The organism is Campylobacter sp. BCW_6468 (assembly GCF_001762865.1).
GTDB classification, from domain to species: Bacteria; Campylobacterota; Campylobacteria; order Campylobacterales; family Campylobacteraceae; genus Campylobacter_D; species Campylobacter_D jejuni.
On sequence record NZ_MJXQ01000031.1, the window covers coordinates 13,216 to 31,408 of the forward strand.

Consider the following 18,193-nt stretch of genomic DNA (forward strand, 5'->3'; position numbering starts at 1 on the left):
ATTTTAATAAAAGGATAAAAAATGAGTAAAGTTATAGGTATAGATTTAGGAACAACCAATTCTTGTGTTGCTGTGTATGAACGCGGCGAGAGCAAAGTAATCCCAAACAAAGAAGGAAAAAACACAACTCCTTCAGTGGTAGCTTTTACAGATAAAGGCGAAGTTTTAGTAGGCGATAGTGCAAAACGCCAAGCGGTAACCAACCCTGAAAAAACCATTTATTCTATCAAAAGAATTATGGGTTTAATGATCAATGAAGATGCGGCTAAAGAAGCTAAAAATAGACTTCCTTATCATATTACTGAAAGAAATGGTGCTTGTGCTATTGAAATTGCAGGGAAAATTTATACTCCGCAAGAAATTTCAGCGAAAGTTTTAATGAAACTAAAAGAAGATGCTGAAGCTTTTTTGGGCGAGAGTGTTGTAGATGCGGTTATTACTGTGCCTGCGTATTTTAACGATGCACAAAGAAAAGCAACAAAAGAAGCAGGAACTATCGCAGGACTTAATGTATTAAGAATTATCAATGAGCCTACTTCAGCAGCTCTAGCTTACGGACTTGATAAAAAAGATAGTGAAAAAATTGTGGTTTATGATCTAGGTGGGGGAACTTTTGACGTTACTGTGCTTGAAACTGGCGATAATGTAGTAGAAGTTTTAGCAACAGGTGGTAACGCTTTCTTAGGTGGTGATGATTTTGATAATAAACTTATCGATTTTCTAGCAAGTGAATTTAAAGATGAAACAGGCATAGATCTTAAAAATGATGTTATGGCTTTGCAACGCTTGAAAGAAGCAGCAGAAAATGCTAAAAAAGAATTAAGCTCAGCTAATGAAACTGAAATTAATTTACCATTTATCACAGCTGATGCGAGTGGCCCAAAACACTTGGTTAAAAAACTTACTAGAGCTAAATTTGAAGGTATGATTGATTCTTTAGTGGCTGAAACCATCACTAAAATCAATGAAGTAGTAAGCGATGCAGGGCTTAAAAAAGATGAGATCAAAGAAATCGTTATGGTAGGGGGCTCTACTCGTGTTCCTTTAGTGCAAGAAGAAGTGAAAAAAGCCTTTAATAAAGATCTTAATAAGTCTGTAAATCCTGATGAAGTTGTGGCTATCGGTGCGGCGATTCAAGGTGCGGTTATAAAAGGTGATGTAAAAGATGTGCTTTTACTTGATGTTACACCGCTCTCTTTGGGTATAGAAACTCTAGGCGGGGTAATGACTAAGATTATCGAAAAAGGTACAACTATTCCAACTAAAAAAGAGCAAGTTTTCTCAACCGCTGAAGATAATCAAAGTGCTGTAACTATCAATGTTTTACAAGGGGAAAGAGAATTTAGTCGTGATAATAAATCTTTAGGAAATTTTAATCTTGAAGGAATTCCACCAGCACCACGCGGTATGCCACAAATCGAAGTTACTTTTGATATCGATGCAAATGGTATTTTAACTGTTAGTGCAAAAGATAAAGCAACAGGTAAGGCTCAAGAGATCAAAATCACAGGTTCAAGCGGACTTAGCGAGGAAGAGATTAATAACATGGTAAAAGATGCTGAACTTCACAAAGAAGAAGACAAAAAACGCAAAGAAGCTGTAGATGCTAGAAATGCAGCTGATAGCTTGGCGCATCAAGTAGAAAAATCTTTAAGTGAGTTGGGTGAAAAAGTTGCCGCTGCTGATAAAGAAAATATTCAAAAAGCTCTTGATGATTTGCGTGAGACTTTGAAAAATCAAAATGCAAGCAAAGAAGAGATTGAAAGCAAAATGAAAGCTTTAAGTGAAGTTTCTCACAAACTAGCTGAAAATATGTATAAAAAAGATGAGCCAAACACAGCAAATGATAAAAAGAAAAAAGATGACGATGTAATCGACGCTGAAGTTGAGTAATCTTAAAATCTCTATTCAAGCCTTTTTAAAAGGCTTGAAAATTTTTTAAAATTTTAAATAAATGACAAAATCTGTAAAGTATAATTCTTTTATTAGCTTGCTACCTAATTTTTCATTGATTTTTTAACCAATTCTTTTTGAAGTTCTAATTTAAATCAGACAATTCATTTTAGTGTAAGCAAACTAAAAAATTAGCAATAAAATAAAATTAATCTAAAAACTTTTTAGATATAATCTTAATAAACATAAAAGGAAAAATTTGAATTTATCATTTAAAACCTTTGATATTTCCAATACACAACGATCAAAAGCTAAAAAAGTGCAGGGTAAAAAATATGAAATTTTTCTTAATGAAAATGAGCACAGTCTTATAACTCCTAAAGTGTCTTTTAAAGAAATTTTGAGGTATTATTATCTTTATCCAAAAAATGCCATCCCTTCTTTTAAGTTACCTTTTTTCAAGCCTGATTTGAGTGGTTTTAGCACTCCGCATATTACTTGGCTTGGACATTCTTCGCTTTTTATAAGTTTTAAAGAATATAAAATTTTGATCGATCCTGTTTTTAACACTCATGCTTCGCCTATTTCTTTTATTAACAAGGCTTTTAAAAATGCTCCTGTTTATAATGTAAATGATTTTAATGAAATTTTTGCTGTGATTATCACGCATTCACATTTTGATCATTTAGATGCTAAGAGTGTCAAAGCTTTAAAAGAAAAAGCACGATTTTTTATCACACCTTTAAAAGTGGGAAATTATCTAAAAAGCTATGGGGTGAGTGAGAAAAAAATCATAGAGCTTGATTGGTGGAGCGGCATAGAATTTGGTGATTTAAAAATCATTGCAACACCTGCACAACACAGTTCAAGCAGGGGAGATGGTAAAAACAAAACCCTTTGGGCTTCTTTTGTGATGGAATTTTTAAGTGTAGATAAGAGAGTGTTTTTTAGCGCAGATGGAGGGTATTTTACACATTTTAAAAAAATAGGTGAGTATTTTGGAGATTTTGACTTAGCTTGTCTTGAAAGCGGACAATTTAATATCGCCTGGCCATATTCACACTCTTTTCCTGAGCAAATTTTAAAAGAAGCAAAAGATCTTAATGCAAAAGCTGTCATGCCTATACATTGGGGGAGATTTTTAGCAGGAACTCATGCATGGAATGAGGTGGTAAAATTTCTTTATGAAAATTTAGATTTACCCCTTATCACACCAAAAATGGGCGAGGCTTATGAAGTAGGAGCTAAATTTAAACAGGATTTTTGGTGGAAAGAAGAATAAATTAACACAAGTTTATAATTTATATTTTGGCTTTTGCTATAGTTTTATAAAACTAAAAAAGGAGATTTTGTGAAAATCATTCAATGGAATGGAGCGGAATTTAGCCCAAAAGAAGTGAAAATCAATGTTTTAATTGATAATGAAAAAGGTAAAGAAATTCAAATTTTATTAGCTAAAGATAGCGTGATGAAAGAGCATAAAGCTCCTTTTGCTATACATGTTCAAGTTTTAAGCGGTAAAATTTGGTTTGAAGTGGAAAAGGAAAAATTTGAATTAAATGTTTTAGATATGATAGGCCTAGAGGCAAATGTAGCGCATTCTTTAGGTGGATTGGAAAATTCTATAATAAGATTGAGTTTAAATAAATCAGATAGTATTCAAAGGGTAAATGCTGTGCTTAAAAAGCCTTGATTTTATTTTGATTTTATAAGGTTTTAATTTGCTTAAATAATTCTAGGCTTTAACCTAGAATTATTTATAGTTTTTAATGAAATTTGCTATTCTTTCTAAACCTTTTTTGATAAGCTTATCGCTCGTAGCATAAGAAAGCCTAAAATATCCATCCATTCCAAAACCTATACCTGGAACAACGGCAACTTTTTCTTGTTCAAGTAATTTTTGGCAAAATTTCATAGAATCTTTTTCTATTTTTTGTATATTTACAAAAAGATAAAAAGCACCTTCTGGTTTATAAATACTGATCTTTGGGATTTGTTTAAGCATATCTAAGGCTAAGTTACGGCGTTTTTCAAAAGCTTGACGCATTTTTTCTATATCTTCATCACATTCTCCATTTAAAGCAGGAATGGCTGCATGTTGAGTGATGGAGCAAATATTTGAAGTGCTTTGTCCTTGAAGTCTTTTAACAGCTGAAATTAGGGCTTTATTTTTGCTTGCCATATAGCCAAAACGCCATCCTGGCATAGCTCCACATTTGCTAAGTCCGTTAATGGTCACAGTGCGTTTTAAAGCATCTTCGCTTACACTTGCAAAAGCTACAAAATCAAAACCATCATAGCGAAGTTTTTCATACATTTCATCACTTAAAACAGTAATTTGCGTTCCTTCTAAAACTTTAGCAATTTGAGTTAATTCTTCTTTAGAATAAATCGATCCCACAGGATTTGAAGGAGAATTTAGCATCAAAACTTTGGTTTTAGCTGTGATAGCTTTTTTTAATTGTTCAGCGGTAATTTTAAAGCCATTTTCTTCTAAGCCTTCTATAAATACAGGTTTTCCACCTGCAAATTTTACCATTTCAGGATAGCTTACCCAGTAAGGACTAGGGATAATCACTTCATCATCTTTTTCTACTAAGCATTCTATACATTCAAAAAGAGAGTGTTTTGCGCCTACATTGGTGATGATTTCATTTGTTTCATAATCAAGATTATTATCTTTTTTAAATTTGGTTTGAATAGCTTTTAATACTTCAGGAATTCCTGCAACAGCAGTGTATTTTCCACATCCTTTTTCAATAGCACTTATAGCGGCATTTTTGATGGTTTGTGGTGTGTCAAAATCAGGTTCACCCGCTGAAAAACTAATGATATCCTCGCCTTTGGCTTTAAGTTCATTGGCAAGTGCAGTGATAGCTAAAGTGATAGATTCTTCTAAAACTTGAGATCTTTTTGTAAGCATTTTTCAATCCTTGATAATTTTTGTTTAATTTTAGCAGAAAATTGCATTTTTACAATAAATTTAATTTAAAAATGAGTTGTAAATTTCAATAAATGTGAAAATTTGTATTAATTTTTAGGAAAAATTAATACGCATAATAATACATATAATTTTATGTATTATAAAAAATTATTATTTTTGTGATTCAGGTTGTTTTAATATAAGATTTTCAAGTTCTAAAATTTTCTTTTCTAACTTTTCTAGTTTGTCATCGCAATTTGCATCTATGGCTCTAATGTTTTTATTTTTACGCTCTTCGATAATATAAGCAGGAATTCCAACGGCAGTTAAATTTGCACCTACATCTTTAACCACTACAGCATTTGAGCCTATTTTGGCATTTTCTCCTATGGTGATATTGCCAAGCACTTTTGCGCCTGAGCCTATGATCACTCCTTTTTTTATGGTTGGATGGCGTTTAGTACCTTTTTCAAGGCTTGTTCCACCTAAAGTAACGCCTTGATAAATTAAAACATCATCTTCTATAATTGCTGTTTGACCTATAACCACTCCATTGGCATGATCTATAAAAATACGCCTTCCAAGTTCTGCTCCAGGGTGCAAATCTACCCCAGTTAAGAATTGTGAAATTCCGCTAATCATTCTAGCAATGCGTTTAAAATTTCTTATGTAAAAAAAATGTGCAAAGCGGTAATTTACTACAGCCCATACTCCAGGGTAATTAAAAAAAAGTTCTATACAAGAATTAAAAGCTGGATCTTGTGCCTTTGGCTGAGAAAAATCTTCTTTTATAATACCCCAAAAATTCATCTAAACTCCTATGCTTTTTAAATAACCATTATCATTTAAGAAAAGATAAAGTTCGCCTAAAATATGCTTTTTTTGCTTATCATTTACAAGCTTAGAATTACTTATGCGTTCATTAAGTATATCCATGATAGCGTGTATATCATAGTCTAAATCTTCTAAGGTATCAAGTATGGATTGCGCTTCTATAATCCCCTCGACTTCATAGCCTTTTTCATTGATGCTTATAATAGCTTCAGTAGGATGAGTAAAAAGATTGTGTTTCATTCCAAGTACTTCTTGATAGGCACCTACAAGAAAAAACCCTAGAAAATAATTTTCTTTTTCTACATCTACATCGTGCAAAAATAAAGGTTTATCTTTAGAGTATGAAATTTCTCCATCGCTATCGCAGGTTATATCCCAAATACTTGCACTTCGTGTCGGTTCTTCATCTAAGCGATCAAGTGGCATGATGGGGAAATTCTGTTCTAAACCCCAAAAATCGGGTATGCTTTGAAAGAGTGAAAAATTTACCAAATACCTTTCTTGCACTTCATCTTGTATGGCAAGTAAATCCGCAGGATTTTGCTTATCGCCTAAAAGCAAGATGGCTTTTTTTGTAATCAAATGAGTTAAAATTTCAGCATTGGAACGATCTTGTAAATCCACATAGCCCAAATCAAAAAGAGTTAAAATACTCTCTAAATGATCTATGCTATCGTGCAAGTATTCTAAAGCATTGGAAGGTTTTATACTTTTATAAAGATCATAAAGCTCATCGATAAGTTTTGGATTTTGTTTTTTAAGTATGAGTTTGTTTTCTGCGTATTCTTGAGAAAAAAGTTCTAATACAGGAGCGATTAAAACAGCGTGATTGGCTGCTACAAAACGTCCACTTTCTATGAAAATATCAGGCTCTAAATCTTTTTTTTGTTCGGCTATGTTTTTTAGGATAAAAACTACATCGTTAGCGTATTCTCTTAGGGTGTAATTTCTACTTTTTTCATTTTTAAATTGTGAGTATTCCACAGCTAAACCGCCACCAAGATTGATAGCTTTTAGATTTTTAGCTCCCATTTTTCTAAGTTCTGTATAGATATTTCCTGCTTCATTTAAGGCTTTTTTCAAGGGGTGAATTTCGGTAATTTGTGAGCCTAGATGAAAGTGAATCATGGTAAATTGTTCTAAAAGTTTGTTTTCTTTGAGTAAATTTACCGCTTCTATGAGTTCAGTGGATGTAAGTCCAAATTTAGAATTAATCCCACCGCTTTTTGCCCAAATTCCAACTCCAGCAGAATGCAAACGTACACGTAAGCCTATATTTGGTTTAGGTTTAAAGCGTTCTTTAGCTATGTCTATGATAGCTTCAAGTTCATTAAGTCCTTCTATGGTTAAAGTGATATTATGTCCCATTTCAGCTGCGATAAAGCCTATGTTGATAAGTTCTCTATCTTTAAAGCCATTTACGGTAATAGGTGCGCCTTCGTTATTATAAGCCATAGCGAGTAAAAGCTCTGCCTTAGAACCTGCTTCAAGTCCATAGTTATAGTCTTTTCCAAGTTTTACAAGATTTTTTACAAAACCAGGGTATTGATTGACCTTTAAAGGATAAACAGCGTTAAATCCTCCTTTATAGCCAAATTCCTTTCTTGCTTTATTGAAATTTCCGTAAATATTTTCAATTTGTTTTTGGATAAGATGAGGAAATCTTAAAAGTAAAGGCCCCTTGTATCCATCATCTCTTAATTCTTTAACTATATCAATAATAGCAGGTTTTTTCTCGTAATTGATACAAACTTTACCATTTTTGATAATGAAATTTTCATTTCCCCAAATATCAATACCATAATCCATCATAAAACCTTCTTTAAGTCTGAAATTTTAATCATTTTTTCTTCTTTTTTTGCTAAATTTTTATAAAACAAACTTTCATTTTGTGCTTCATTTTCTCCCATGCAAAGAAAAATTTCAGTATTATTTTTATCCGCGTTTTCAAGATGTTTGGCTAGTTTTCTTGCTTCATAGCTTAAAAGTACTTTATATTCTTTTCTTAAATTTGTAGCGATATGCAAAAGTTTTTGGATATAAATTTCATCCATAGCACAAAGATAAATTCCTTCTCTTTGAATCTTTTCTTCTTTTTGTTCTAAAATAGTTATAATTCTTTCTATACCCATGGCAAAACCTATACCATAGCCACTTTTTCCACCTAAATACTCTATAAGTCTATCGTAGCGTCCTCCACCTGCGATAGCAGCCTTTGCTCCTATTTCATCGCTTATAAATTCAAAAGCCGTTTTAGAATAATAATCCAAACCCCTCACAAGTTTTGAATCTAACTCAAATTTAACTCCATTATCCTTTAAAATTTGTTGCAGTGTTTCAAAGTCTTTTTGGCAAGAGGTGCATAAATTATTGATCAAAAGCGGAGCATTTTCAAGCAAATTTTGACAATGCTCATTTTTACAATCTAAGACACGAATAGGATTTAAATTTTTTCTACGCAAACAATCTTCACAAAAACCTTCTTTGGAATCTAAGAATTCAACGAGCCTATCGCGGTATTTTGGCAAGCATTGTAAGCAGCCTAAAGAATTAAGTTGAAGTTTAAAATCAATACCAAGGCGTGAGAAAATTTCTACTAGCATTAAAATAATGCTTGCATCTTCATAAACATTAGGTATGCCAAGGCTTTCAACTCCAAATTGATGAAATTCTCTTAAGCGACCCTTTTGAGGTCTTTCATAACGAAACATAGAACCATGATAAAACCATCTTTTCACACTAGTGTTTTTATCGAGTTTTTTTTCTATATAGGCACGCACCACCCCAGCAGTTCCTTCAGGACGCATGCAAACATGATTTTCGCCTTTATCGATAAATTCATACATTTCTTTACCTACTATATCAGAACTTTCTCCTACGCTTCTTTTAAAAAGGGTGCAAAGTTCTAAATGCGGTGTATTGATAAAAGTAAAGCCATAGTTTTTAGCTACTTCTTCGCAGGTTTTAATCACTTTTTCATAATAATATGCATCTTTATCTAATAAATCTTTCATTCCTTTTAAAGCGTTAATCATTGTAAAAATTCCTTTATTTGTTGGTGTAATTTTTCTTTACTTTCTTTTGCGTCAAGTGTTAAAATTTCTACAGAAATTTTTTCTTTTAAAAAATGAAGCACTTTTTCGAGTTTGTCCTGTACACTTAAAAAATACTCAATGCCACGTTTTTCTATACTATCTAGTTCTTTTTGACTGAGGCGTTCTTGGATAAGGTTTGCATCTCCTTTTAAAAAGATAATTTTTTGTGGAAAAAAATTTTCTAAAGCAAAACTATTTAAAGCAAAAAGCAAATCGTTTTCAAAATCTTTGGCATAAGCCATGCCTGAAATAAAACTTCTATCGCTAATAATGAGTTTGTTTTGATTGGTTTTTAAGATTTCTTCAAAATGTTGAGCACGATCAGCTAAAAAAAGCAAGAGTTCAGCTCTTTTGTTAATAGGATGAGTTTTATTAAGTAAAATTTCTCTTAAATGTTTTCCAAGTTCTGTTCCGCCAGGTTCGAGTGTGAAAATGGCATCTTTGTAAATTTCTTTTAAAAGTGAAATTTGCGTACTTTTTCCTACGCAGTCAATACCTTCAAAAACTACATACAAGATTGATCCTTTAAAAAAGGTAGAATTTCTTTTGGAACAAGAGAACTTACATCACCCCCATGTGCTACTATAGAACGCACAATAGAACTTGAAATAAAAGCATGTTTTAGACTTGGCATAAGATAAATGGTTTCCATATCTTCCCAAAGTGCGTGATTTGCATAGCCAATTTGCAATTCGTATTCAAAATCACTCACTGCTCTAAGTCCACGGATTATAGTATTAACTTTTAATTCTTTGGCTAAATCTACAAGTAAATTATCAAAAGCAATGATTTTAACATTTTTTAAATTTTGTGTTGCGAGCAGGGCTAGTTCTTTGCGTTTTTCTAAATCATAGCAAGGTTTTTTATGTTCACTTTTTGCTATGGCAACGATGACTTCATCAAAAATTTTTAAAGCCCGTTTTATAACATCTAAATGCCCGTTGGTAATAGGATCAAAAGTCCCAGGATATAAACAAGTCATTTTTGCTCCAATTTTTTTTAAAAATATAACAAATTTAAACTAAAAATTTTGCCATTTTTCATATAAATTGTGTTTTATTTCTAAAAGATCTAACCATTTACCTGCGATAAAATTTTCCATTTGCTCTAGATTGTTTGCTTTAGAATAGCTTGCGATAATAGGAGGGGCGATAATAACTCCCATTTGGCTAAGTTTTAACATATGTTCTAAATTTAAAGTAGAAAAAGGCATTTCGCGTACGCCTAAGATAAGTTTTTTTCTTTCTTTTAAGGCCACTGCTGCAGCACGCATTAAAAGAGTGTCTGCAAAACCAGCGTGAATTTTTGCTAAACTTGAAATTGAACAAGGAGCAATGATGGTTTTTTCTATTCCAAAAGATCCACTTGCTACACTTAGACTTAAATTTTTATCATCTAAAAAATAAGTGTATTTAAAATTTTCTTGACAAATTTCTTCTAAATTTGCTTGATTTTCAGTTTTGAAGCTAAGTTTTGCACCTTGGGTTAAAATGCAATAAAGTTCGCATTGGTTTTCTAGATTTTTTAATAATTTTAAGCCTAAATTGACACTGCTTGAACCAGAAATTCCTAATAAAACCTTCATTGTATAATCATCCTATTTTTACCCACTACGATGCCTTGCATAACTTTACCTTCTTTGTTTTTTGCACGAATCCTTTCGCCCATATTTGCACTTTGCAAAGCCACAAGTTCGATTAAAACATCAACATTTGCTTCGCTTAAAATCCCGATTATAGGATCATTTCGGCGTATTAAAGCTGTGGTTTTAAACATATTTGCTCTTAAAATGGCGTTTTTGTTAATATTGCTTTTAGCTACAAGATTATCTACATCATCTAAGGTTAAGGCATTTAAAGGAACTTTATCAAAATCAATCAATACGCTTTTATAGTCAAAAGCTCCAAGTTTATCTCCTCTTTTTATAGCGCGTTCGCTTTTTAAAACTTCTAAATTTGCTTGAATGAAATATCTAAAAAATACATTTTTTTGTATATTTTGCGGAGTTTTAAATTCAGCCCTTAAAAAGCCTTGTGCTTGATTAAAACGCCCATTAGCGATTCTTAGAAATTCATATTGATCAAAATCTTTAGGCAATGATGTTATTTTTAAATCAATTTGAGAAATTATAATTTTAGGAAAATTATTTCTAAATTCTTTAGCTAGTGCTGTTTTGATTTCTTCTAAACTAGCTGCTTGGATATAATTTATCACAATAAAAAAAGTTAAAAAAATAATTTTCATTTTTATCCTAAGAATTATAATGCAATAAATAGTATTTTAGCTTTTATAAGTTTAACAAAGCCTTTAGAAGGCTTTGTATAGAGTTAAAAAGTAGGGATAACAGAGCCTTTGTATTTTTCTATGATAAAATTTTTAATTTTATCGCTTGTTAAAATTTCTTTAATAACAAGACTTTTTTGACTTGTTTCTTCACCTTTTCTTGTAGCTAAAACAATAGCATATAAACTATCTTTATCTTCCATAAAAATACCATCTTTTAAAGGGTTTAAGCCTGCTCCAAGAGCATAGTTTGTGGTAATAATAGCCAAATCAGTATCATTTAGGGCTCTTGGAAGTTGTGCGGCTTTAAGCTCTATAAATTTAAGTTTTTTTGGATTTTTACTTATGTCAATAGGGGTTTTAAGGGTGCTTTGACTTTTAAACTCTATTAAATTTGCTTTAGCTAGTAAATCAAGAGCTCTGCTTTCATTGGTAGCATCATTAGGTATAGCGATTTTAGCACCATTAGGAATGTCTTTTATATCTTTTATGGAGTTAGAATATATAGCCATAGGAACTAAAACAATAGCACCTAAAGAACTTAATTTTGTTCCTTTGTGGGTATTAAAATCATCTAAAAAAGGTTTATGCTGATATAAATTTGCATCTAAATCTTTTTCATTTAAAGCGATGTTAGGTATATTATAGTCATTAAATTCCTTAACTATTAACTTCCAACCTTTTTCTTGAAATAAGGGTTTAGAGAAATTTAAAATTTCAGCATAAGGCGTTGGTGTTGCACCTATGATTATGGTTTTATCCGCCCCAAAACTAAGGCTAATTGTAAATAAAACACTTAAAAATATTTTTTTAATATTCATATTATACTCCTAAAAAGCTGGGATTAATATATCTTTATAATGTTCATTAATGATGGCTTTAAATTTATCGCTTCTTAAAATTTCATCAATTACTTTGGTTTTTTCGCTATTTTTATCTTCTGAGTGTACCACAACATAATTTACATAAGGGCTATTTTTATCTTCCCTAAAAATAGTATCTTTACTTGGATTCAGACCGGCTCCAAGTGCGAAATTAGAATTAATTATAGCAATATCAACATCATCTAAAGCTCTTGGAAGTTGTGCGGCTTTAAGTTCTATAAATTTAAGTTTTTTTGGATTTTTGTTTATGTCCAATGGGGTTTTTAGAGTATTTTTGTTAAGCTCTATTAATTTTGCTTTCTCTAAAAGCTCTAAAGCTCTGCTTTCATTGGTCGCATCATTAGGTATAGCAACTCTAGCACCTTCTTTAAGATTTTCTAAATTTTTGATTTTTTTACTATAAACTCCTACTGGAGCTATAAGTACAGGCGTTGTTGCAATTAAATTTGAACCTTTTTTTAGGTTGTATTCTTCTAAAAAAGGTTTGTGTTGATATAAATTTGCATCAAGTTCTTTTTCCTCTAATGCACGATTGGGCAAAATATAGTCTGAAAATTCTACTATTTTAAGCTCATACCCTTTGTTTTTAAAATCATCTTTCATTAGTTCTAGTAAGCTACCAAAAGGATTTGGAGTGGCTCCTATAGTAATGTTTTGTGCAAATAGGCTAGATAAATTTAGAATGCAAGCGAGTATAATAATTTTAAATAAATTCATAAAAACTCCTTTGTATTTAAGAAAAAAGTCCCTAGGTAAGGGACAAAATTAAAAAGCAGGTAAAACAGATCCGTTGTATTTTTCTATGATAAATTGTTTGATTTTATCACTTTGTAGAGCTTGGATTAAGGCTTTGATTTTTGGATCGTTTTCATGTCCCACTCTTACAACAAGAATGTTTGCATACGGGCTTTCTTTATCTTCGATAAATACGCTATCTTTTGCAGGATTTAGATTTGCAGAGAGAGCGTAGTTGGAATTAATTACAGCAAAATCAACATCATCTAAAGCTCTTGGAAGTTGTGCGGGCTTTAATTCTATAAATTTAATTTTTTTAGGATTGTCTATAATATCAAGAGGTGTTTTTAAAGCCTTATCTTTAAATTTTACCAAACCTTTTTTTGTAATAATATCTAAAGCTCTACTTTCATTGGTTGGATCATTTGGAATGGCGATTTTAACCCCTTCTTTAATATCATCTAGACTTTTATATTTCTTGGAGTAAACAGCCATAGGTTCTATGTGTATGGCAGCTACTTTGATAAGTTTGGTGCCTTTGTTTTTATTAAATTCTTCCAAATAAGGAGTGTGTTGGAAAAAATTTGCATCGGCTTCTCCGTTATCAACAGCTAGATTAGGTAAAACATAATCTGTAAATTCTTTGATTTCAAGTTTATAGCCTTGTTTTTCTAAATCAGGTTTTACTTGTTCTAGGATTTCAGTATGAGGGACGGGAGTTGCTGCAACTGTGATGGTTTCTAATGCATTTGCATTAAGACTTAATGTTAAAATACTTGCTATAAATAAAGATTTGATTTTCATTTTTTTCCTTTTTAGTCATTTTGTGCTTGCTTTAATCTTAATAAATTCACTCTGACTATCAGGAAGAAGCATATAAAAACTTGTTGATAGTCAGATTAACGCATCTGATACATCATTTTAATTCCTTTAATTTTTTGTTTAAATTTTACTTAAAAAAACTTATATTTATCTTAAAAGGAGATATAATCTCCTTATTTTTTGAAACCTTTATAAAGCAAACTTCCTAAAAATAAGATAAAAACAATTACTTGCCAAAAGAAATTTTCATCATTGTTTATATTGATAACTATACTAACTCCAAGTAAAATCAATAGAGTGGCAATGATATATGTAGTTTTACTATTTTTAGCCCAAGTATAAAATAAATTACCTAGAATTTGAACTAATTGAACTAATATAAGTAAAATAACTACAGTTTGAATCATAACTTCTTTGTTAAATCTTTCATAACCATAGCGAATAGCTACATCTCCTAATCCTCCTCCACCGACAGTTCCAGCAAGAGCAGAAAAACCAATGGTAAAGATCAAAGTTAGGGTAATTCCGCTAATTATAGCAGGAAGAGCTTCACTAAAGATAACCTTGAAAATAATTTGAATATTGCTAGCACCATAACTTTTTGCAGCTTCTATGATTCCTTTGTCTATTTCTTTAAAAGCGCTTTCAAGCATCTTTGCCAAATAAGGAGCTATTCCGATAGCTAATGGAACTATGGCAGCATTTGTACCTATGCTTGTGCCTACTATGATTTTAGAAAGTGGTAAAAGAACAACTATAAGAATTAAAAATGGAAAGGCGCGTAATATATTGGTAATAAAATCTAAAATACTATAAGCGATTTTATTTTCTTTAATTCCATTTTTATCCCAAATAGCAAGTAAAATTCCAGGAATGATAGCCAATAAAAATCCAAATAGTACAGCCATTAAACTCATATAAATTGTTTCATTAAGCGCAGGTTTTAAAATGTTTTCATAATTTTCATTGAAACTCGTGATAGAACTTAAACTCACTTCTTTAATATCCTGCCAAGAAAATTCATTAAAAAATTGAGAAATTCTACTAAAAAAAGCACTGATGATAGAGATGTTTTCTTCATTCATGATGCCACCTCCCATAATACTCCACTTTTTTCTATGTAATCAAGAACCTTGTCTTTATCCTTTTCATTTATATTTATAACTAAATTTCCCAAGGCTTTTCCATTCAGTTTTTCTATTTTACCCCAAACTATGTTAAAGTCTATATTTAGAGTTCTTGCCATATGAGTAATGACGCTATTTTGGGCAACTTCTTTTGGAAAGTAAAGTTTGATATTAAGTCCGTGCTCAGGCAAGAAGTCGCTTTCTCCTAAAAATTCTTTCATTTTGGCATTAGGCCTTAAAAAAAGCTCATCAATTGCTCCACTTCCTATGATTTGTCCATGTTCAAGTAATAAAGCTTTTTGAGCTATGTCTTTTACCACATCCATTTCGTGAGTTACTAAAACAACAGTAATCCCAAATTCAGCATTGATTTTAGATATAAGCTCTAAAATATTTTTTGTAGTGTTTGGATCAAGAGCCGAAGTAGCTTCGTCACTAAGTAAAATTTTTGGGTTTAAAGCTAAGGCTCTAGCAATAGCAACGCGTTGTTTTTGCCCTCCGCTCAGTTCTCTTGGGTAGGATTTGTTTTTATGATCAAGCCCTACGATTTCAAGTAAGGAATTGACTTTTTGGGCAATTTCTTTTTCGCTCATGTATTCTTTATTAAAAAGCTTGGCATGAAATTTACACTGAGTATAGTGTGTTCTTAAAGGCATAGCAACATTTTCAAATACATTTTTGCGCTCCATTAGGGCAAAATTTTGAAAAATCATCCCTATATCTTTTCTAAGCATTCTTAACTCTTTTGATTTTTTTTGACTTAAATCTTTAATTTCTTGATCAAAGACTTTTAAACTTCCTTCTTGATAATTCTCAAGTCCATTAATACATCTTAAAAGAGTGGATTTTCCAGCTCCACTATGACCTACTATGGCGTAAATTTCACCCTTTTTAATCTCCAAAGAAACATCGTTTATCACGAGTTCCTTGCCATAATATTTTTTTAAATTTTTTATTTTTATCAAATTTTTAACCTCTTAGATTTTGAAGTTCAACTGATATTTTTTCAAGTTGAATTTTTAAATTTTCTAGAGCTTCTTTATTTTGCTCCACCACCTCTTTAGGTGCGTTAGCGATGAATTTTTCATTTGAAAGCATGGAGTTAAGCTTGAAACTTTCTTTTTCAAGCTTATTTTTTTGATTTTCAAGTCTTGTTAAAATACCACTTAAATCAACATTTTCAAGCGTAATAAAAATTTCTAAATTCTCGCTAACATCACATATTGCCTTTGGTAATTTTTCTTCACTAAATTCTATTTGCTCGCACTTTGCGAGCATTATGATAAAATTCATATAAGCTTTGATTTCATCTTTGATTTTTTTATCGTTAAATTTGATATAAGCTTTTTCTATTTTAGAATTTCCAAGATCGATTAAACTTTTAGCACGGCGGATACTAACTATGCTTTCTATGAGCAAAGAAAAGATTTTTTCTATATTTTTATCTTGTTCTTTAAATTTTGGATATTTGCTTATCATAATAGAAGGGCTTGTTTTAAGTTCTGTATCGCTTAGTTTGTGGTATAAATACTCGCTGATAAAAGGTATGAAAGGATTTAAAAGTTTTAAAGCTTCTTTGAAAATACTACCAAGTTCTTTAACGCTTGATTTTTCGGCTTTGCTAAGCTCTATACCCCAATCGCAAAAATCATCCCAAAAGAATTTATATAGAGTATTAGCCGCATCATTAAAGCGATAATTGTCTAAATTTTCTCTTACATCCTTAACACAAGTTTGAAATTTGGCATAAATATATTTTGCTAATTCTGAATGAAGTGTGATATTTTCCAAATCTTCAAATTTACTTTCATTTAAAAGCAGATAATTTGTAGCGTTATAAATTTTATTTGTAAAATTTCTAACTTGTAAAAGTTTATCATTGCTAAGTTTAATATCGCGTCCTTGTATAGCAAGAAGTGCTAAAGTAAAGCGTAAAATATCAGCACTATATTCTTTAATGCTTTCATTTGGGTCGATAACATTTCCAAGGCTTTTACTCATTTTTCTACCTTGCTCATCTTTCACAAGAGCATGTAAATAAATATCTTTAAAAGGAAGTTGATGTAAGGCATTAGTGCTTTGAAACATCATTCTAGCCACCCAGAAAAATAAAATATCAAAACCTGTAATGAGTAAAGAATTGGGATAAAAATCTTTTAAATCCTTTTCAGACCAAATTTTATCTTTACCCCAATTTTCATTTCCCCAGCCTAGAGTACTCATAGCCCAAAGTCCTGAAGAAAACCAAGTATCAAGCACATCTTCATCTTGTTTGAAATTTTGACTTTGACATTTTGGACAAGTTTTAGGCGTATGTTGGCTTGCCCATTCATGAGAGCATTCGCAATAATACACAGGAATTTGATGCCCCCACCAAAGTTGTCTTGAAATACACCAATCTCTTAAATCTTTCATCCAAGCATTAAAGCTATTTATCCAGTGATTTGGGTAAAATTTACTTTCTCCAAGCGCAACTTTTTCTATACTTTCTTGGGCGATTTCTTTTTTTACAAACCATTGTTTGGAGATATAAGGTTCAACTATATTGTTGCAACGATAACAATATCCTATTTGATTGTTATACTCTTCTATTTTTTCTATAAAACCAAGACTTTCAAGTTTGGCTACGATTTTTTCTCTTGCTTCTAAGCGTTCTAAACCTTGAAACTCTAAACAATGTTCGTTTAAAATTCCTTTTTCATCAAAAACACTTATAAAATCTAAATTATGTCTAAGTCCTACTTCATAATCGTTCATGTCATGAGCGGGAGTAACTTTTACAACTCCTGTTCCAAATTCTTTTTCTACATGTTCATCGGCTATGATTTTAATGGCTTTTTTGCTTATAGGCAAAATCACTTCTTTGTCCACAAATTTAGCATAGCGTTCATCATCAGGATGCACCATAACTGCAGTATCGCCAAAAAAAGTTTCAGGACGCGTTGTGGCTACTACTAAAAATTCATCGCTATCTTTTAAAAAGTATTTAATATGATAAAGTTTTCCTTTGTTTTCTTTGTATTCAACTTCTATATCACTTAAAGCGCCATCATGAGTACACCAATTTATCATGTAGTTTCCACGTACAATAAGTCTTTTATCATAAAGTTCTACAAAGGCTTTTTTTACGGCATTAACCAAACCTTCATCCATAGTAAAACGCAAGCGACTCCATGCAGGAGTGATGCCTAGTGTTCTCATTTGGTCTAAAATTTTTCCACCGCTTTGCTCTTTCCACTCCCAGACTTTTTCTATAAATTCCTCTCTACCTAGTTCTTCTTTTTTAATGCCTTGAGCAAGGAGTTGTTTTTCTACAACATTTTGAGTGGCAATACCTGCGTGATCAAGCCCTGGTTGATAAAGAACCTTATAGCCATCCATTCTTTTATAACGCGTCATAATATCTTGTAGAGTAAAAGTTAAAGCATGTCCTATGTGTAAAACTCCAGTGACATTAGGAGGAGGCATCATAATGCAGAAATTTTTATCTTTTTCTTGTATGGTTTTATTGCCATCGATTTCAAAATATCCGCGTTCTTCGCAAATTTGATAATACTCTTTTTCTAAATTTTTATCATACATTATTTGCCTTTATTG

General features: G+C 31.4%; 17 protein-coding genes. 3 read left to right on the forward strand and 14 right to left on the reverse strand.

The genetic code is table 11. The features are described from left to right. Positions 1 to 21 precede the first annotated feature (21 nt). The 3 genes from dnaK to AJ889_RS04370 all read left to right on the forward strand — a co-directional run bounded on the left by dnaK (position 22) and on the right by AJ889_RS04370 (position 3,586). Positions 22 to 1,893: a molecular chaperone DnaK gene (gene dnaK, locus AJ889_RS04360; protein WP_002869842.1), complete on the forward strand. Its 1,872-nt coding sequence runs from the start codon at positions 22 to 24 to the stop codon at positions 1,891 to 1,893. A 259-nt stretch (positions 1,894 to 2,152) separates the two neighbouring features. Next, positions 2,153 to 3,175, forward strand: a complete 1,023-nt coding sequence (locus AJ889_RS04365; protein ID WP_002868517.1) for an MBL fold metallo-hydrolase — start codon at positions 2,153 to 2,155, stop codon at positions 3,173 to 3,175. A 69-nt stretch (positions 3,176 to 3,244) separates the two neighbouring features. Then, on the forward strand, positions 3,245 to 3,586 hold the full coding sequence (locus AJ889_RS04370; RefSeq protein WP_002869841.1) for a cupin domain-containing protein: 342 nt from the start codon (positions 3,245 to 3,247) through the stop codon (positions 3,584 to 3,586). Between the two features lie 60 nt (positions 3,587 to 3,646). Here AJ889_RS04370 and AJ889_RS04375 read toward each other — a convergent pair whose 3' ends face one another. From AJ889_RS04375 to AJ889_RS04440, 14 genes are all read right to left on the reverse strand, one after another. After that, the gene (locus AJ889_RS04375) at positions 3,647 to 4,816 is read right to left on the reverse strand and encodes a pyridoxal phosphate-dependent aminotransferase (protein WP_002860745.1); all 1,170 of its coding nucleotides are present in this window, start codon (positions 4,814 to 4,816) and stop codon (positions 3,647 to 3,649) included. Positions 4,817 to 4,987: 171 nt separating this feature from the next. Then, positions 4,988 to 5,626, reverse strand: a complete 639-nt coding sequence (gene cysE, locus AJ889_RS04380; RefSeq protein WP_002860746.1) for a serine O-acetyltransferase — start codon at positions 5,624 to 5,626, stop codon at positions 4,988 to 4,990. Further along, positions 5,627 to 7,462: a biosynthetic arginine decarboxylase gene (speA, locus tag AJ889_RS04385; RefSeq protein WP_032584612.1), complete on the reverse strand. Its 1,836-nt coding sequence runs from the start codon at positions 7,460 to 7,462 to the stop codon at positions 5,627 to 5,629. Continuing rightward, entirely contained in the window at positions 7,459 to 8,685 is a 1,227-nt protein-coding gene (gene hisS / locus AJ889_RS04390; RefSeq protein WP_002860747.1) for a histidine--tRNA ligase, read from the reverse strand. The genes speA and hisS overlap by 4 nt, the downstream gene beginning before the upstream one ends. Further along, positions 8,682 to 9,260, reverse strand: a complete 579-nt coding sequence (gene tmk / locus AJ889_RS04395) for a dTMP kinase (protein ID WP_002852526.1) — start codon at positions 9,258 to 9,260, stop codon at positions 8,682 to 8,684. Before tmk ends, hisS begins: the two co-directional genes overlap by 4 nt. After that, positions 9,251 to 9,727: a pantetheine-phosphate adenylyltransferase gene (coaD, locus tag AJ889_RS04400; protein WP_002852633.1), complete on the reverse strand. Its 477-nt coding sequence runs from the start codon at positions 9,725 to 9,727 to the stop codon at positions 9,251 to 9,253. The genes tmk and coaD overlap by 10 nt, the downstream gene beginning before the upstream one ends. A gap of 39 nt (positions 9,728 to 9,766) precedes the next feature. Then, positions 9,767 to 10,330 (reverse strand): UbiX family flavin prenyltransferase, encoded by a 564-nt coding sequence (locus AJ889_RS04405; RefSeq protein WP_002860748.1) that lies wholly within the window; start codon positions 10,328 to 10,330, stop codon positions 9,767 to 9,769. Continuing rightward, complete coding sequence (gene flgA, locus AJ889_RS04410) at positions 10,327 to 10,989, reverse strand: flagellar basal body P-ring formation chaperone FlgA (RefSeq protein WP_002876101.1); 663 nt, start codon at positions 10,987 to 10,989, stop codon at positions 10,327 to 10,329. The genes AJ889_RS04405 and flgA overlap by 4 nt, the downstream gene beginning before the upstream one ends. Positions 10,990 to 11,072: 83 nt before the next feature. Continuing rightward, a complete protein-coding gene (locus AJ889_RS04415; protein WP_002852406.1) occupies positions 11,073 to 11,849 on the reverse strand; it encodes a MetQ/NlpA family ABC transporter substrate-binding protein in 777 nt (258 codons plus the stop codon). 9 nt (positions 11,850 to 11,858) lie between these two features. Then, positions 11,859 to 12,629, reverse strand: coding sequence for a MetQ/NlpA family ABC transporter substrate-binding protein (locus AJ889_RS04420; RefSeq protein ID WP_020246959.1), 771 nt, complete (start codon positions 12,627 to 12,629; stop codon positions 11,859 to 11,861). Between the two features lie 48 nt (positions 12,630 to 12,677). Next, positions 12,678 to 13,451, reverse strand: coding sequence for a MetQ/NlpA family ABC transporter substrate-binding protein (locus AJ889_RS04425; protein WP_032584611.1), 774 nt, complete (start codon positions 13,449 to 13,451; stop codon positions 12,678 to 12,680). A 191-nt stretch (positions 13,452 to 13,642) separates the two neighbouring features. Continuing rightward, entirely contained in the window at positions 13,643 to 14,554 is a 912-nt protein-coding gene (locus AJ889_RS04430; protein WP_002870175.1) for a methionine ABC transporter permease, read from the reverse strand. Continuing rightward, complete coding sequence (locus AJ889_RS04435; protein WP_002852619.1) at positions 14,551 to 15,561, reverse strand: methionine ABC transporter ATP-binding protein; 1,011 nt, start codon at positions 15,559 to 15,561, stop codon at positions 14,551 to 14,553. The genes AJ889_RS04430 and AJ889_RS04435 overlap by 4 nt, the downstream gene beginning before the upstream one ends. A gap of 4 nt (positions 15,562 to 15,565) precedes the next feature. Next, the gene (locus AJ889_RS04440; RefSeq protein WP_002935453.1) at positions 15,566 to 18,178 is read right to left on the reverse strand and encodes a valine--tRNA ligase; all 2,613 of its coding nucleotides are present in this window, start codon (positions 18,176 to 18,178) and stop codon (positions 15,566 to 15,568) included. Positions 18,179 to 18,193 lie beyond the last annotated feature (15 nt).

Bases quoted from the DNA above. Each gene is read 5' to 3' on its own strand.
- dnaK (WP_002869842.1), top strand. From the start codon at position 22: ATGAGTAAAGTTATAGGTATAGATTTAGGAACAACCAATTCTTGTGTT.
- AJ889_RS04375 (WP_002860745.1), bottom strand. From the start codon at position 4,816: ATGCTTACAAAAAGATCTCAAGTTTTAGAAGAATCTATCACTTTAGCT.
- cysE (WP_002860746.1), bottom strand. From the start codon at position 5,626: ATGAATTTTTGGGGTATTATAAAAGAAGATTTTTCTCAGCCAAAGGCA.
- speA (WP_032584612.1), bottom strand. From the start codon at position 7,462: ATGATGGATTATGGTATTGATATTTGGGGAAATGAAAATTTCATTATC.
- hisS (WP_002860747.1), bottom strand. From the start codon at position 8,685: ATGATTAACGCTTTAAAAGGAATGAAAGATTTATTAGATAAAGATGCA.
- coaD (WP_002852633.1), bottom strand. From the start codon at position 9,727: ATGACTTGTTTATATCCTGGGACTTTTGATCCTATTACCAACGGGCAT.
- AJ889_RS04405 (WP_002860748.1), bottom strand. From the start codon at position 10,330: ATGAAGGTTTTATTAGGAATTTCTGGTTCAAGCAGTGTCAATTTAGGC.
- flgA (WP_002876101.1), bottom strand. From the start codon at position 10,989: ATGAAAATTATTTTTTTAACTTTTTTTATTGTGATAAATTATATCCAA.
- AJ889_RS04415 (WP_002852406.1), bottom strand. From the start codon at position 11,849: ATGAATATTAAAAAAATATTTTTAAGTGTTTTATTTACAATTAGCCTT.
- AJ889_RS04420 (WP_020246959.1), bottom strand. From the start codon at position 12,629: ATGAATTTATTTAAAATTATTATACTCGCTTGCATTCTAAATTTATCT.
- AJ889_RS04425 (WP_032584611.1), bottom strand. From the start codon at position 13,451: ATGAAAATCAAATCTTTATTTATAGCAAGTATTTTAACATTAAGTCTT.
- AJ889_RS04430 (WP_002870175.1), bottom strand. From the start codon at position 14,554: ATGAATGAAGAAAACATCTCTATCATCAGTGCTTTTTTTAGTAGAATT.
- AJ889_RS04440 (WP_002935453.1), bottom strand. From the start codon at position 18,178: ATGTATGATAAAAATTTAGAAAAAGAGTATTATCAAATTTGCGAAGAA.